The sequence below is a fragment of the Streptomyces changanensis genome, assembly GCF_024600715.1.
Classification (GTDB): Bacteria; Actinomycetota; Actinomycetes; order Streptomycetales; family Streptomycetaceae; genus Streptomyces; species Streptomyces changanensis.
This window is the reverse complement of record NZ_CP102332.1, coordinates 3,871,585-3,885,860: the sequence shown is the minus strand read 5'-3', so window position 1 is coordinate 3,885,860 and position 14,276 is coordinate 3,871,585. Positions and strand designations below refer to the sequence as shown.

General features: G+C 74.6%; 14 protein-coding genes. 6 read left to right on the top strand and 8 right to left on the bottom strand.

What is annotated here, in order from left to right; all coding sequences use genetic code 11:
• Positions 1–216: 216 nt before the first annotated feature.
• The 4 genes from NRO40_RS17360 to NRO40_RS17345 all read right to left on the bottom strand — a co-directional run bounded on the left by NRO40_RS17360 (position 217) and on the right by NRO40_RS17345 (position 3,087).
• Positions 217–510, bottom strand: a complete 294-nt coding sequence (locus tag NRO40_RS17360; protein WP_232791232.1) for a DUF4229 domain-containing protein — start codon at positions 508–510, stop codon at positions 217–219.
• Between the two features lie 83 nt (positions 511–593).
• Positions 594–1,118, bottom strand: a complete 525-nt coding sequence (locus tag NRO40_RS17355) for a GNAT family N-acetyltransferase (protein ID WP_058944472.1) — start codon at positions 1,116–1,118, stop codon at positions 594–596.
• A gap of 199 nt (positions 1,119–1,317) precedes the next feature.
• Positions 1,318–2,481 carry an aminofutalosine synthase MqnE gene (mqnE, locus tag NRO40_RS17350; protein WP_058944471.1) on the bottom strand — a complete coding sequence of 388 codons (1,164 nt, stop codon included), beginning with the start codon at positions 2,479–2,481 and terminating at the stop codon, positions 1,318–1,320.
• A gap of 150 nt (positions 2,482–2,631) precedes the next feature.
• Entirely contained in the window at positions 2,632–3,087 is a 456-nt protein-coding gene (locus NRO40_RS17345) for an Lrp/AsnC family transcriptional regulator (RefSeq protein ID WP_058944470.1), read from the bottom strand.
• Between the two features lie 112 nt (positions 3,088–3,199).
• Here NRO40_RS17345 and NRO40_RS17340 point away from each other — a divergent pair, with 112 nt between their 5' ends.
• Positions 3,200–3,358 (top strand): hypothetical protein, encoded by a 159-nt coding sequence (locus tag NRO40_RS17340; RefSeq protein ID WP_198549440.1) that lies wholly within the window; start codon positions 3,200–3,202, stop codon positions 3,356–3,358.
• 19 nt (positions 3,359–3,377) lie between these two features.
• Here NRO40_RS17340 and NRO40_RS17335 read toward each other — a convergent pair whose 3' ends face one another.
• Positions 3,378–4,058, bottom strand: coding sequence for a UbiX family flavin prenyltransferase (locus NRO40_RS17335; RefSeq protein ID WP_058944469.1), 681 nt, complete (start codon positions 4,056–4,058; stop codon positions 3,378–3,380).
• 813 nt (positions 4,059–4,871) lie between these two features.
• On the opposite strand from NRO40_RS17335, the gene NRO40_RS17330 reads away from it, so the two are divergent.
• On the top strand, positions 4,872–5,528 hold the full coding sequence (locus tag NRO40_RS17330; RefSeq protein WP_058945308.1) for a rhomboid family intramembrane serine protease: 657 nt from the start codon (positions 4,872–4,874) through the stop codon (positions 5,526–5,528).
• Positions 5,529–5,684: 156 nt separating this feature from the next.
• On the opposite strand, the gene mqnP is transcribed toward NRO40_RS17330, so the two are convergent.
• Genes mqnP through NRO40_RS17315 form a run of 3 tightly spaced genes read right to left on the bottom strand, consistent with a single transcriptional unit; the run spans position 5,685 to position 8,544 of the window.
• Positions 5,685–6,605: a menaquinone biosynthesis prenyltransferase MqnP gene (mqnP, locus tag NRO40_RS17325; protein ID WP_058945309.1), complete on the bottom strand. Its 921-nt coding sequence runs from the start codon at positions 6,603–6,605 to the stop codon at positions 5,685–5,687.
• A complete protein-coding gene (locus NRO40_RS17320) occupies positions 6,602–7,096 on the bottom strand; it encodes a hypothetical protein (protein WP_058945310.1) in 495 nt (164 codons plus the stop codon). Before NRO40_RS17320 ends, mqnP begins: the two co-directional genes overlap by 4 nt.
• Complete coding sequence (locus NRO40_RS17315) at positions 7,093–8,544, bottom strand: menaquinone biosynthesis decarboxylase (protein WP_058945311.1); 1,452 nt, start codon at positions 8,542–8,544, stop codon at positions 7,093–7,095. Before NRO40_RS17315 ends, NRO40_RS17320 begins: the two co-directional genes overlap by 4 nt.
• 231 nt (positions 8,545–8,775) lie before the next feature.
• Between NRO40_RS17315 and NRO40_RS17310 the strand changes: the two genes are divergently transcribed.
• The 4 genes from NRO40_RS17310 (at position 8,776) to NRO40_RS17295 (ending at position 14,241) form a co-directional block, all read left to right on the top strand.
• Positions 8,776–9,219, top strand: a complete 444-nt coding sequence (locus NRO40_RS17310) for a PLD nuclease N-terminal domain-containing protein (protein ID WP_058945312.1) — start codon at positions 8,776–8,778, stop codon at positions 9,217–9,219.
• A gap of 244 nt (positions 9,220–9,463) precedes the next feature.
• Positions 9,464–10,402: an isopenicillin N synthase family dioxygenase gene (locus NRO40_RS17305; protein ID WP_058945313.1), complete on the top strand. Its 939-nt coding sequence runs from the start codon at positions 9,464–9,466 to the stop codon at positions 10,400–10,402.
• 114 nt (positions 10,403–10,516) lie between these two features.
• Complete coding sequence (locus tag NRO40_RS17300; protein ID WP_058945314.1) at positions 10,517–12,685, top strand: DEAD/DEAH box helicase family protein; 2,169 nt, start codon at positions 10,517–10,519, stop codon at positions 12,683–12,685.
• A 5-nt stretch (positions 12,686–12,690) separates the two neighbouring features.
• Positions 12,691–14,241, top strand: coding sequence for a hypothetical protein (locus NRO40_RS17295; protein ID WP_058945315.1), 1,551 nt, complete (start codon positions 12,691–12,693; stop codon positions 14,239–14,241).
• Positions 14,242–14,276 lie beyond the last annotated feature (35 nt).

The window sequence follows — 14,276 nt, the reverse complement described above, 5'->3', positions numbered from 1 at the left end:
GTGCAGGCGCGCCACGAGCGGGACGCTCGTGGTCGTGTGGCGGAGGCGCACTGCGGTCTTCATGCCCAGAACGTTAACACCTGAACTTTGAGGAACCCAAAGCCGTACTTTGACAGGCGCGCGGACGGGTCGGCCTGGGAAAACGACAACACCCCAGGCCGGAACGAGCGTTCCTGGACCCGGGGCGGGAGGGTGTCGCGTGCCGTGTGACGAACGTTATACGCCGTCCTCCTGCGTGCGGTTGGCCTCCAGGCGCGCCTTGGCCTGGCCGACCTTCTCCACGATCTGCTCGGACATCGCCTCGCGCTGCCGGCGCAGCAGGACGAAGCTGAGCGGCGCGGAGACGACGATCGAGAGCAGCAGCACCCAGAGCGCGTTGGACTCACCGAGACCACGGGGGATCAGACCGACGTACACCAGCGCGTACAGGACGACGAAGCAGCCGGCGAAGACGCCGATCCGCATGAGCGTGTACTTGAGGGCGGCGGTCGACCTGGTGGTGGCGGTCACGATGGGCCTTCTTCCTTCTCCGTACTCGTGCTGCGTGCGGCTGCGCGGTTCTGCCCGACTAGTGAAGCACGCGGCGGAATGGATCACTTCAAGGGGAGGAGCATGACGATGTCGTCCCGGTACTCGTCGTCACCGAGCCGGATGGCGTCGGGGACGCGGCCGACCTCCTTGTAGCCGCACGAGGCGTAGAACCGCTCCAGCCCCAGGCCGCCGCGGCAGGTGAGGCGGATCGCCTCCATGCCGTCCATGCCGCGCACGGCGTCCTCGGCGGCGGCGAGCAGCGCCCGGCCGTGGCCCATGCCGTGGTACTTGGGGTGGACCATGACGGTGTACAGCCACACCCAGTGGTTCATGAGGCGGTGGGTGTTGAAGGTGACGAATGCCGTGGCGGCCACCGCGCCGTCCGCGTCGTACCCCGCGAGGAGCCGCATGCGGCCCTCGTCCATCGCGTTGAGGTGGCTCACCCACTGCGGGCGGATGTCGTCGGGCGTCACGGGCGGGACGAAGCCGACGGCGCCGCCGGCGTTGGTGACGTCCGCCCACAGGTCGAGGACACCGTCACGCAGGTGCCGGTCGACGGGTGGGTCCAGTACGAAGTCGAGCGTCATGCCCCGACGATAGGCGGACCGGGCGAGGGCCCGGGCGGGGGCCTGGGCGAAGGACCCGGGCGGGGGACAGGGCGGGCAGGGCCCGGGCAGGCCCCGGACGGAGAACGGGCCAGGGATGCCCGGGCGGGCGCCCGGGCGGCGGCCCCGAGGCCGCGGGGCCCGGGCCCCGGCCCCGGCCCCGGCCCGGGCAGAGGGTGCGTCAGAAGCGCATCGGCTGCGGGGCCTCGCGGCGAGCGGTGTCGGGGCCCGGGTACTCGCGGATGATCTCGTAGCGGGTGTTGCGCTCCACGGGGCGGAACCCGGCGTCGCGGATGAGCTCCAGCAGGTCGTCGCGGGTGAGCTTGTTCGGCGTGCCGTAGTTGTCCGCGTCGTGGGTGATCTTGTACTCGACCACCGAGCCGTCCATGTCGTCCGCGCCGTGCTGGAGCGCGAGCTGCGCGGTCTGCACGCCGTGCATGACCCAGAAGACCTTGACGTGCGGGACGTTGTCGAACAGCAGCCGCGAGACCGCGAAGGTCTTCAGGGCCTCCGCGCCGGTCGCCATGGTCGTGCGGGCCTGGAGCCGGTTGCGGACCTTGCCGTCCTGCATGTCGACGAAGTCGTGCTGGTACCGCAGCGGGATGAAGACCTGGAAGCCGCCGGTCTCGTCCTGGAGTTCACGCAGGCGCAGCACGTGGTCGACGCGGTGGCGGGGCTCCTCGATGTGCCCGTACAGCATCGTCGCAGGGGTCTTCAGACCCTTCTCGTGCGCGAGCCGGTGGATGCGGGACCAGTCCTCCCAGTGGGTGCGGTGGTCCACGATGTGCTGCCGCACCTCCCAGTCGAAGATCTCCGCGCCGCCGCCGGTCAGCGACTCCAGACCGGCCTCGATCAGCTCGTCCAGGATGTCGGAGGCGGACATGCCGGAGATCGTCTCGAAGTGGTGGATCTCCGTCGCGGTGAACGCCTTGAGCGAGACGTTCGGCAGGGCCTTCTTCAGCTCGCTCAGCGACCGCGGGTAGTAGCGCCAGGGCAGGTTGGGGTGGAGCCCGTTGACGATGTGCAGCTCGGTGAGGTTCTCGTTCTCCATCGCCTTGGCGAGGCGGACGGCCTCCTCGATGCGCATGGTGTACGCGTCCTTCTCGCCCGGCTTGCGCTGGAACGAGCAGTAGGCGCACGACGCGGTGCACACGTTGGTCATGTTGAGGTGGCGGTTGACGTTGAAGTGCACGACGTCGCCGTTCTTGCGCGTGCGCACCTCGTGGGCGAGACCGCCGAGCCAGGCGAGGTCGTCCGACGCGTAGAGCGCGATGCCGTCCTCGCGGGTCAGCCGCTCCCCGGACCGGACCTTCTCCTCCAGCTCGCGCTTGAGCCCCGCGTCCATACGGACCTGCCTCCCACTACGTCGAACCCGTGTGTCCCACAACGGACGCACCCACCGTACTCCCCCGCCCCACGGGCTCCGGCACCCACCACCGGCCGGGGTCTTCCGCCTGAACGGGCCCGGCCCGGTCCGGACGGAGGACCCCCGGGGTCAGGGCTGCTCCGGCAGCTCGCCGACGCGGTTCTCCCACTTGGTGGAGAGCACGATCGTGGTGCGGGTCCGCGACACGCCACGGGTGCCGGAGAGCCGGCGGATGATCTTCTCCAGGCCGTCCACGTCGTTGGCGCGGACCTTGAGCATGTACGAGTCGTCGCCCGCGATGAACCAGCAGTCCTCGATCTCCTGGAGGTCCTTCAGGCGACGCGCCACGTCCTCGTGGTCGGCGGCGTCGGAGAGGGAGATGCCGACCAGGGCCGTCACGCCGAGGCCCAGGGAGGCGGCGTCGACCGTCGCCCGGTAGCCGGTGATGACCCCGGCCGCTTCGAGGCGGTTGATGCGGTCGGTGACGGAGGGCCCCGAGAGCCCCACGAGGCGGCCGAGCTCGGCGTACGAGGCCCTGCCGTTCTCCCGCAGAGCCTGGATGAGCTGCCTATCCACGGCGTCCATATACCTGAAGCCTTCCATTAATCAGCAATCCAGCAAGTACAGGTGTAGAATCTAAGGCACACAGGGGGGATTTCCCTGTGATTCACTCAACGATCAACGACGATCCCAGGAGATGACACTCATCGTGTACACGATCGAGATGGCCTACGCCCACATGCGTTCCATGCAGGAGCAGGCTCATCGCTCGCGTGTCCGCAAGGCAGCCGTCGCGGCCCGCCAGGAGGCGGCCGGCGAGCGGCGCACGTCGACGTCCCGTACGAAGAAGGGCTGACCCCGGCGACGCCGGACCGTCAGTCCTTCCGGGAGCCACCGAGCTCTCCCTTCCAGCGGCGGTACAGCCGGTGCGGCACCCCTGCCGCGTCCAGCACCCGCCCGGCGACGAAGTCCACCAGGTCCTGGATGTGCGTCGCCCCCGCGTAGAACGCCGGCGAGGCGGGCAGCACCACGGCTCCCGCCTCGTCGAGCGCGACCAGGTGCCTGAGGGTCTGCCCGTTCAACGGCGTCTCCCGCACCGCGACCACCAGCGGCCGGCGCTCCTTCAGCACCACGCTCGCCGCGCGCTGGAGCAGGTCCTTCGACAGGCCCAGCGCCACCCCGGCCACACAGGCCGTGGACGCGGGCACGACCAGCATCCCCTTCGCCGGGTACGACCCGGACGACGGCCCCGCGGCGAGGTCCCCCGCCGCCCAGTGGCGTATGTCGGCGCCCGCCACGTCCACGTCGAACGTGCCCGGCACTCCGTCCGCGCCCCGCGACAGCCACGCCTGGAGGTCCTCGCGCCAGTGCGCGTCGCGGAAGGAGATCCCGGTCTCGTCCAGCAGCGTCAGCCGCGACGCGCGCGACACCACCAGATCGACGCTCTCCCCCGCGGCGAGCAGTCCGCGCAGTACGGCTGCCGCGTACGGCGTTCCGGACGCCCCGGACACTCCGACGACCCACGGACGACGACGCTGCTCTTCTACCGGCTCCACGCCGCTGAGCCTATCCGCCCACCCGCACCCGCCACCTCGCCCGGGGGGCCGCCGCCCCGGGGACCGCGCGCACCGCCTCGGGGCCGGGCGGGGGCCGCGTTCAGGGGGCGGCGCCCGGATTGCGGGGGGGGGCGCCCCGGGGCGGCCGGAACCGCTGGGTGCGTGGGGCGTGCCCGAGGGCCGTGCCCCGGGGCGGGCCCGCCGGGACCGGGCCCGGGACCGGGGGTGGTGCCCGGGGGTGGTGCCCGGGGGTGGTGCCCGGGGGCGGGCCCGGGAGGCGGGCCGGAACCACCGGGAAGCATGCGGGGGCCGCACTGGGGGTCGTGCCGGGGCTGATGCGGGGCGGCGCCGGTGCCGGGGGCGGGCCGGGAACCGCCGGGGAGCATGCGAGGCGGGCCGCACCGGGGTCGTGCCGGGGCCGGCGCGGGGCGGCGCCGGTGCCGGGGGCGGGCGGGGAACCGCCGGGCGTCATGCCGGGACGGCCCGGGGGCCGTGCCCGGGACGTACCGGAACCGCTGGGTGCGCAGGACGTGCCCCGGCGTGGTGCCCGGACCGCCGAAGTCGCGCCGGGAGGTCCGGGACACGCGCCCGGGGGCGGGCCGGCACCGGCGGGGGATCGTGCCGGGGGCGTACCGGAGGCGTACCGGAACCGCCCGAAGGCGTCCGAAGGCGGGTCGGAACCGCTGGGGCACGCCGGACGTTTCCGTGGTCCGGGGCCGGTGCGGGACGCGGTGGCCCGCGGGACGGGCGGGGCCCGGGGCCGGCAGCGGGCAGACGCTCCCGGGGCGTGCGGGCGAGGAGTGAGGGGGCGTGATGGGCGGTGCGGGCGGCCTGGACGGCGGCGCGGTGACGGCCGGCCGGCACGGGCGGACGCGGGTGAAGGCCGCGGCGGGCCTGGTGGCCGGCCTGGTCGCCCTGCTGTGGGTGCTGGAGGGCGTCGACGTGCTGACCGGCCACGCCCTGGACGCGTACGGCGTCTCCCCCCGCGAGGTGGCGGAGCTGCGTGACGTCGTCCCGTCCGCGTTCCTCCATTTCGGCTTCGACCACGTCGCGGCGAACTCCGGGCCGCTCCTCGTCTTCGGCTTCCTGGCCGCCCTGCGCGGGGTGCGCCGGTTCCTCGCCGTGGTGGCGTTCGTCGTGGTCGTCGACGGGCTCGGCGTGTGGCTGGTCTCCCCCGCGTACACGAACACGGCCGGCGCCTCGGGCCTCGTCTTCGGCCTCTTCGGCTACCTCGTGGCGCGCGGGTTCGCGGACCGCAGGGCGCTGGACGTCCTGGTCGGTCTGGTCGTGGCGGCGTCCTGGGGGTCCACGGTGCTGCTGGGGATATCCCCGGCGCAGTCCGGCGTCAGCTGGCAGGGGCACCTGTTCGGCCTCGTCGCCGGTGTGGCGGCGGCCTTCGTCCTGCGCCGCCGCCCCGGCGGACGGTCCGGCGCGCCCCCGTACGGCGGCGGGGCGGTGCCGGTGCGCTGAGCGCGACCGCACGACCGGCGCGGGCGCGGGCCCGACGACGGCGCCACGCCCCGGCGCCACGCCCTCGCGCCGCACGCCCCGCACGGGCACCGCACGCCACGGCGCCGGGCTGGACCGGCGGACCGACCCGGACCGGCGGACCGGACCGCCCGGCCGTCACACCCCGAGGCCGCGGACCACCAGGTCGAGCAGCGCGCAGACGAAGAGCGCGATGCCGATGAAACCGTTGACCGTGAAGAACGCCCGGTTCAGGCGCGACAGGTCGCCCGGCCGCACGATGGCGTGCTCGTACAGGAACGCCGCGACGACGACCACGAGGCCGATCCAGAACCACACCCCCGCGCCGGTCGTGAGGGCGTACCAGACGAGGAGGCCCGTCGTGACGACGTGGCACGCCCGCGCCCCGTACAGGGCGGCCGGGATGCCGAAGCGGGCCGGGACGGACATCACGCCGTGCGCCCGGTCCGCGTCCACGTCCTGGCAGGCGAAGATCAGGTCGAAGCCACCGATCCATACGCCGACGGCGAGGCCCAGGACGACGGCGTCCCACGACCACGCCCCGGTCACGGCGAGCCACGCGCCGACCGGGCCCATGGCCTGCGCGAGGCCCAGGATCGCGTGCGGGAAGTTCGTGAACCGCTTGCCGTACGGGTAGACCACCATCGGCACCACCGCGACCGGCGCGAGCGCCAGGCACAGCGGGTTGAGCAGCGCCGCCGCCCCGAGGAAGACCGCGAGGGCGACGAGCGCCCCGGTCCACGCGGAGCGCACGGAGACGGCTCCGGTGACGATCTCCCGGTTCGCGGTGCGCGGGTTACGCGCGTCGATCTCGCGGTCGATGATGCGGTTGCAGGCCATGGCGAAGGTCCGCAGGCCCACCATGGCGACGGTGACGAGCAGCAGCTCCGCCCAGTGGACGCGCCCGTCCTCCCGGAACATCGCGGTCAGGGCGGCGATGTAGGCGAAGGGCAGGGCGAAGACCGAGTGCTCGATCATCACCAGCCGCAGGAAGCCCTTCACCCGGCCGGCCGGCCGCGGCGCGGGGACCGGGCCGGCGACGCCGTCGGTGGTCGTCATGATGCGAGGCTCCCGAGGAACGCGTCGAGGTCGGCGAGGAGCCCGGCGGTGTCGACGGGCCCCGTCTCCACGGTGAGCGCCGACGACGTGCCGTCGTCGGGCGGGGTGACGTGGGCCGTGAAGGCGTACGCGGCCGGGCCGACGGGCGTGGCCTCCAGGCGCAGCACGGCGCCGCCGTCGACCGTGAACGGCGCGGGCGTGGAGCCGGGCGCGCCGGCGGCGGCCAGCTCGGCGCGCAGCCGCCCGGCGAAGTCGGCGGGTTCGGAGTCGCGGACGCCGGGCAGCTCGAAGCCGTCGCCGCCGCCCTCGGCCTCGACCATGACGGCCCACACGTCACCCGGGCCGGCGAACTCCTCGGGCGTCACGCCCGCCTGCTCGGCGGCGTGCCGGACGTCGGGCTCGGCGGGGTCGAGCTCGGGCCGGACGAGCGCCACGTAGGCGGTGTCGGTGCCGATGAAGAGGGCCGGACCGCCCACCGGGACGGGGCTCACAGGCCGTACTCCTTCCAGCGCCGGGACACCTTCGCGGCGACCTCCGGGTCGGACTCGATCATCTCCGGCCAGCCGCCGTCGCGGACGTAGCCCTCCTCGGGCCACTTGCGGGTCGCGTCGATGCCGGCCTTGCCGCCCCAGAACTTCTGGTACGAGGCGTGGTCGAGGTGGTCGACGGGGCCCTCGACGACGGTGAGGTCGCGGGAGTAGTCGACGTTGCCGAGGGCCCGCCAGGCGACCTCGTGCAGGTCGTGCACGTCGCAGTCGGCGTCCACGATCACGACGAGCTTGGAGAGCGACATCATGTGCGCGCCCCACACGGCGTGCATCACCTTCTGGGCGTGCTTCGGGTACTTCTTGTCGATCGAGACGATCGCGCAGTTGTGGAAGCCGCCCGCCTCCGGCAGGTGGTAGTCGACGATGTCCGGCACGATGATCTTGAGCAGGGGGAGGAAGAACCGCTCCGTCGCGCGGCCGAGCGGCCCGTCCTCCGTGGGCGGCCTGCCGACGACGATCGACTGGAGCAGGGGGCGGCGGCGCATCGTCACGCAGTCGATGGTCAGCGCCGGGAAGTCCTCCTGCGGCGTGTAGAAGCCCGTGTGGTCGCCGAAGGGCCCCTCCGGCAGCGTCCGGCCGGGCTCCAGCCAGCCCTCCAGGACGACCTCGGCGTGCGCGGGGACCTGGAGGGGGACGGTCTTGCAGTCGACCATCTCGATCCGCTTGCCCTGGAGGAACCCGGCGAACAGGTACTCGTCGATGTCCTCGGGCAGCGGCGCGGTCGACGCGTACGTCACGGCGGGCGGCGTGCCGAACGCGATGGCCACCGGCAGCCGCTCGCCGCGCCGGGCGGCGACCTGGTAGTGGTTGCGGCTGTCCTTGTGGATCTGCCAGTGCATGCCGATGGTGCGCTTGTCGTGGCGCTGGAGGCGGTAGAGGCCGAGGTTGCGCACGCCGGTCTCGGGGTGCTTGGTGTGCGTGAGGCCCAGGTTGAAGAACGAGCCGCCGTCGTGGGGCCAGGTGAACAGCGCGGGCAGCCGGTCGAGGTCGACGTCGTCGCCCCGCAGGACCACCTCGTGGACGGGCGCGTCCTTCACCTTGCGCGGCGGGACGTGCGTCATCGCGCCGAGCTTCCCGAAGGCCTCGCGCACACCGACGAAGCCGCTCGGCAGCTCGGGCTTGAGCAGGCCGCCGATCTTCTCGCTGATCTCGGCGTAGGAGGAGAGGCCCAGCGCCTTCAGGAGGCGGCGGTCGGTGCCGTACACGTTCATCGCCAGGGGCATCGAGGAGCCCTTGACGTTCTCGAAGAGCAGGGCCGGGCCGCCGGCCTTCTGCACCCGGTCGACGATCTCCCCGATCTCCAGGTGTGGGTCGACTTCGGCTTTGATGCGCTTGAGGTCGCCATCGCGTTCCAGCGCCCGGAGCAGCGAGCGGAGATCGTCGTAAGCCATGCGCCCAGTATCGCGGAGGGCCGCCGCGCGGCCGCGCGCGCCCCACCCGTGAGGCCGTCCGCGCACGGTCGCCGGACCCGGGGCGGGTGGCGCCCGGGGCGGCGTCCGGTGGCGGGTGGCGGGCGGGCGGACGCGGACCTTGGGCCGCCCCGGGGGCCTCCCCGTTACGCTGGGTGTGTCACCGGGGCTGTCGAGACGCGGCCCGCCAACGCATCCAGGGGGCTGTCCCACATGCTCAGGGCACTGATGTTCATCCTGCCGATCGCGCTGACGATCTACGCGTTCATCGACTGCCTGAACACGCCCGAGGACGAGACGCGGCACCTGCCCAAGGTGGCCTGGGTCTTCATCATCCTGCTCTTCTGGATCGTCGGACCGGTCGTGTGGCTCGTGGCCGGCAAGGCCCGCCGCGGCCCCGCGGGCGGCCGGGGGACCGGCGAGTGGCGCAGGCGGCGCACGGAGTGGGTCGCCCCGGACGACAACCCCGAGTTCCTGGACTCGCTGCGCGACGGCGGCAAGGAGCGCGGGGCGGACGAGGAGCGCGGGACGGGGAAGGACGACGAGGCGCTGCTGGAGGACTGGGAGGCCGATCTGCGCCGCCGCGAGGAGGAGCTGAAGCGCCGCGAGGGCGGCGACGGCCCGTCCCGGGGCGACGACGACCCGAAGCAGTCCTGACCCTGACACGCCCGGACCCCCACCTCGGCGCCCTCCGGCACCGGCACCCCTGACGCCCCACCCCCTTGTGTCCCCGGCCCGCCCAGGCCCGCGACCCGCCGACCCCGGCGGCGGTCCGGCGGATGGCGCCGGGCCGGCGGGGTCCGGCGAGGGTCGCCGGGCATCACCGGGCCGGCGGGGTCCGGCGGGTGGCGCCGGGCCGGCAGGCGTTGCCGGGTCCGGTGGGTGCGGGAAGAGTGGGGGCATGGATCCCAGCGCCCGCATCCCGACCGTGGACCTCGCCCTCTGGGCGTCCGGTGGCCGCCGCGCCCGTGCCGCGCTCGCGGCCGACGTCGACCGGGCCCTGCGCGGGGCCGGGTTCCTCCAGGTCACCGGGCACGGCGTGGAGCCGGAGCTGCCGGCGGCGATCCGCTCCGAGGCGCGGGCGTTCTTCCTGCTGCCCGACGCGGTGAAGGCCCCGTACGGGGTACGGGTCGGCGGCCGCGGCTGGCTGGGCCCGGGGACGGAGGCGAACGGGTACGCGGAGGGGTCGTTCACCCCTCCGGACCTGAAGGAGTCGCTGTCGTTCGCGTCGGAGGAGCCGGTCGGCGACCCCGCGGTGGACGCCGAGTGGTTCGTGCCGAACACCTGGCCCGCCGAGGCGCCCCGGCTGCGGCCGCTGGTGGAGGCGTACACGGCGCGGATGCGGGGGCTGTCGGACCGGCTGCTCGCGCTGCTGGGCGTGGCGCTCGGCGCCGGGGAGGACTTCTTCACCCGGCACACCCGCCACCCCACCTGGGGGTTCAACGTCAACTGGTACCCGGGGCGCGACCGCGTCGGCCCCCCGGAGCCGGGCCAGTTCCGGATCGGGCCGCACACCGACTTCGGCACGGTCACCGTCCTGGACCGGCAGCCGGGCCGGGGCGGGCTCCAGGTGTTCACCGACGACGGCTGGGCGGACGCGCCGTACGCCGCGGACGCGCTGACCGTCAACATCGGCGACCTCATGGCGCGCTGGTCCGGGGGCCGGTGGCGGTCGGGGCGGCACCGCGTACTGCCCCCGCCGGCCGAGGACCCGGCGGAGGAGCTGATGTCGCTGGTGTACTTCTACGAGTGCGACCCCGGCACGACCGTGCACGGCATCGACGCGCACGCCTACCTGCGCTCCCAGCTGGACGCCATCACCGCCATCACGGCCGAGTGACGGTCGGGGCACCAGTTCGGAAACTGTCCGCGACACCTCGACCACCCGTCGCTATTCTTCCCTGAAAGTGTGACGGGACGCGTCCCGTGACGCTGACGCTACGGGGGGTGGCGGATGGACAGGGAGCTCCATGGCCGTGAGGCGGTGTTGGACCCGACCGGCCTCGTCGCGCGACTGACCGGTCTCGCGCCGTACGACTTCGCCGGCGTCGCGTACGAGCACGGCGACGACCCGCCGGTCACCGTCCTGACGGGCGGCCGGGGCACCGGGAAGACCGCGCTGCTGAAGCAGATCCGCAACGCCTACCGGCGCGGCACGCCGCTCGCCTTCCTGGACTGCGCCCACGTCGAGGAGCCCGCCGACCACGGTCCCGGCTGGACCCCGGTGACGGGCGCGCTGGCCGAGCTCGCCGTACAGCTGTCGCCGCGCGTCCTGGCGGCGAGGCCCGTGCGGTTCCCGCGGCTGTCGCTGGGGCTGGCCGCCGTGGCCAGCATCAGCTGGTCGCAGGAGGACGACGAGCGCACCCGCCGTGACCTCCAGCGGCTCGGCCCGGTCCTGTCCACGGTCGACGAGGCCCGGGGCACGGCGACGACCTGGGTCGGGAAGGTCCTCGCCAAGCTGGCCGCGACCGCCGCGGACGGCGCCGGGCCGCTGGCGGGGCCGCTCGCCGAGGCGACGGTGGAGACGCTCCTGGAGGAGGTCTTCGGCCGCTACCAGCGCCGCACGGAGACCTTCTACGGCGGCTACCGCAACGCCGGCGGCAACGGAAAGCTCGGTCTGCACCGGATCGCCGTCGACTTCTCGCAGGGCGGGGCGCGCCGGGCCGACGCGGAGGCGTTCCTCGTCGGCGCCCTGGTGGAGGACCTGCGCCGCGCCTACACGGGCCTGACCCGGCTCGGCACCCGGCGCGGCCGCCCGCTGCTCCTCCTCGACAACGCCCACCTGCCGCTCGGCCGCCGCCTGGTCGAGCCGATCCTGCGGGACCGGGCCGGCGGCCGGCGCGACCAGGTCGTCGTCATCGCCGCGTCCCGCGACGCGGGCCACGAGGGGCTGCGCCGCGCCACCCGCGCCCGCCTCCCGGAGGTCGCCCACCGCGCGCCCTGCCCGCGCGGCCCGGACGTCACGTCGGGGATCCTCGCCGTGGAGCTGACCCCGCTGAGCGCCGCGCACACCCGCTCCCTGTTCGAGCGCCACGACCCGGCCGGCCGCACCCCCGCCGAACTGCCCGGCGCCGTGCACCGCCTGACGGGCGGCCGCCCGCTGGCCGTGGCCCTGCTGGGGCGCGCGGCGGGCCAGGCGCCGGCCGGGGAGCGCGGCACCCTGACGCCGGGCGCGCTGCTGGACCTGGCCGTGGAGGTGCGGGAGGACTCCCCCGCCGTCCCCGTGGCCGAGACGCTGCTCGCCGCGCTCCTGCCGGAGCTGCGGCCGGGCGAGGCGGCCGCGCTGACGGTGCTGGCCGCGGCGCACGACGAGGAGTCCGCCCGCGCCCTCGCCCGCACCCGGCTGCGGGCCGCCTCCGCCGACGGCGACGTGGCGCTGCGGCTGCGGGACGCCCTGCGGGCCGACGGCTGGCAGACCGGCACGAGCGGTACGGCGGGGGCCGGCGGCACCGCCGGTACGCCCGGCCCCACCGGCTCCACCCCGGCCGGCGGCGGCCCGACGACCGGCGCCGCGCCCGCCCACTTCGTCGCCGATCCGCTGCTGCGCGCGCTGCTCCTGCACCGGCTCCGGTTCCACGACGGCGACGGGCCCGTGTACGCCGCCTGGCGGGCCGTCCACGAGACGCTGCTCGCCCACCACGGGCCGCAGCCGGGCCCGTACCGGCTGCGCCAGGAGCTGGCCCTCGGCCGTACGGAGGGTGCCGTGACCCGGCTGAGGGAGACCTTCCCCGACCCGGACGTGGGCGGCTGGCTGGACCGGCTGCTGTTCGTCGCCTCCGCGCCGTACCCGCGCGAACCGCTGCGCGCCGGGCCCGACCCGCGCCGCGCGGTGGCCCTCGGCCGGGACCCGGGCGCGGTCGACGCGCTGGCCGGGCTCGACGCCGAGACGGGCGCGCTGCACCAGTCGGTGCGGCGGCTGCTGCACGCGGTGTGGCTGCTCACCGATCCGCTGGCGCTGCCGGACGAGGCGGTCGTCGAGCGGATGGCGCACGAGCTGCGCCAGCTGTCCGGCCGCCACCTCACCGGCAGCAGCCCCCTGTGGGACGCGGCCACCCACTGGCCGAGGGACATCCGAGCCCGGCGGGCGCCGTCGTCGCCGCCGGGGCACGAGGACGGAGCCTGACGAGCATGGACAACCCCTTCCGGTACCGCGTCTTCTACACCGTCCGGCAGAAGGTCGTCACCAGCGCGGTGGTGCTCGCCCTGCTCGCCTGGGGCACCCTCACCGCCGTGCGGCACCTGACCACGCCGGAGGACCGCTCCTGCGCCCCGGGCGTGGCCCGCCCGGCGGGCAGCGACGAGTGCGTCGGCGTCGCCACCGCCGGCGACGGCTACGACTTCGGCCAGGCCCGGCTGACGGCGGTCACCGCGGCCATCGGCCGGGAGAACGCCGCCCTCCGCGAGGGCCACTACGCTACGGTCGCCCTGCTGCTCCCGCTGACGTCGACGAGCCCGGGGCTGCGCGAGAAGGTGGCGCACGAGCTGCAGGGCGCGTTCGTGCAGCAGTACCGGGCCAACCGGCAGAACAACGAGTCACCGAAGATCCGCGTCGTCCTCGCCAACACCGGCAAGGACAACGTCCACTGGCGGACGGCCGTCGAGCAGCTGAAGGGGATGACGGGCGCCCCGCACCGGCTGCGCGCCGTGTCGGGCATCGCCACGAGCAGCGCCGCCGTGCGGAGCGCGGTCGGCGAGCTGACCGGGGCCGGCATCGCCGTGGTGGGCACCACCATCACCGCCGACGACATCGCCAACGGCCCCGGCGGCCTCCGCTTCCCCGGTCTCGCCCGGGTCTCCCCCACCAACGGCGACGAGGCCCGCGCGCTCGCCCACTTCGGCCGGGTGGACGCGGCGAAGGCGCTGCTGGTGCACGACACGCGCACCGGCGACCACTACACCGAGACGCTCCGCGCGGCGTTCTCCGACCTCCTCGCCCGCTCCCCGTACGAGCCGCAGCTGTTCACCTCCGCCGAGGACCCGAACGCCGAGGGCACCACGGCCAACACGTTCCGGCAGATCACGCACCTGGTGTGCGACACCCGCGCCGACACGGTGTACTTCGCCGGCCGCCACACGCAGTTGCGGCAGTTCATCAACGCGCTGGGCGCCCGCGGCTGCAAGGACCGCTCGTTCACGGTGCTGACCGGCGACGAGGCGTCGTACCTGGGCGCGGACCCGCAGCTGGACCGCTCCGCGCTGGACGCCGGGCTGACCGTCCGCTACGCGGCGCTGGCGCACCCCGACGCGTGGCGGGCGCGCCCCGGGTACCGGCCGCCGGCGACAGGCGGTTCGGCCGCCGCGTACGGCGAGTTCACCCGGCTGCTGGCGGAGGTGTCGGCGGCGCCCGCCGGGCCGATCGGGCCGGTGTCGCTCGCCGACGGGCAGGCGATCATCGCGTACGACGGGATGGCCACGGCGGTCCGGGCCGTGCGGGAGGCGACCCCGGTGGGCGGCCGCGTGCCGCCGCTCGCGGACGTGCCCCGGCAGTGGCCGCAGGTGAAGGGGTCCTTGAAGGTGGCGGGCGCGAGCGGCTGGATCTGTCTGGACAACTACGGCAACCCGTACGACAAGGCGGTGCCGGTGGTGCAGCTGACGCGGACGACGCCGCGGTTCGTCGCCATGGCGTGGCCTGAGGGCCGGCCGCCGGCCGCGGACTGCCTGCCGCCGCGCCGCCCGTAGGGGGCCGGGACGCGCGCGGGGGCGGTGGCCGGTCC

Excerpts from the sequence above, each read along its gene's own strand:
- NRO40_RS17355 (WP_058944472.1), bottom strand. The coding sequence starts at position 1,118 with ATGACGCTCGACTTCGTACTGGACCCACCCGTCGACCGGCACCTGCGT.
- mqnE (WP_058944471.1), bottom strand. The coding sequence starts at position 2,481 with ATGGACGCGGGGCTCAAGCGCGAGCTGGAGGAGAAGGTCCGGTCCGGG.
- NRO40_RS17345 (WP_058944470.1), bottom strand. The coding sequence starts at position 3,087 with ATGGACGCCGTGGATAGGCAGCTCATCCAGGCTCTGCGGGAGAACGGC.
- NRO40_RS17340 (WP_198549440.1), top strand. The coding sequence starts at position 3,200 with ATGACACTCATCGTGTACACGATCGAGATGGCCTACGCCCACATGCGT.
- NRO40_RS17330 (WP_058945308.1), top strand. The coding sequence starts at position 4,872 with ATGGGCGGTGCGGGCGGCCTGGACGGCGGCGCGGTGACGGCCGGCCGG.
- mqnP (WP_058945309.1), bottom strand. The coding sequence starts at position 6,605 with ATGACGACCACCGACGGCGTCGCCGGCCCGGTCCCCGCGCCGCGGCCG.
- NRO40_RS17315 (WP_058945311.1), bottom strand. The coding sequence starts at position 8,544 with ATGGCTTACGACGATCTCCGCTCGCTGCTCCGGGCGCTGGAACGCGAT.
- NRO40_RS17310 (WP_058945312.1), top strand. The coding sequence starts at position 8,776 with ATGCTCAGGGCACTGATGTTCATCCTGCCGATCGCGCTGACGATCTAC.
- NRO40_RS17305 (WP_058945313.1), top strand. The coding sequence starts at position 9,464 with ATGGATCCCAGCGCCCGCATCCCGACCGTGGACCTCGCCCTCTGGGCG.
- NRO40_RS17300 (WP_058945314.1), top strand. The coding sequence starts at position 10,517 with ATGGACAGGGAGCTCCATGGCCGTGAGGCGGTGTTGGACCCGACCGGC.
- NRO40_RS17295 (WP_058945315.1), top strand. The coding sequence starts at position 12,691 with ATGGACAACCCCTTCCGGTACCGCGTCTTCTACACCGTCCGGCAGAAG.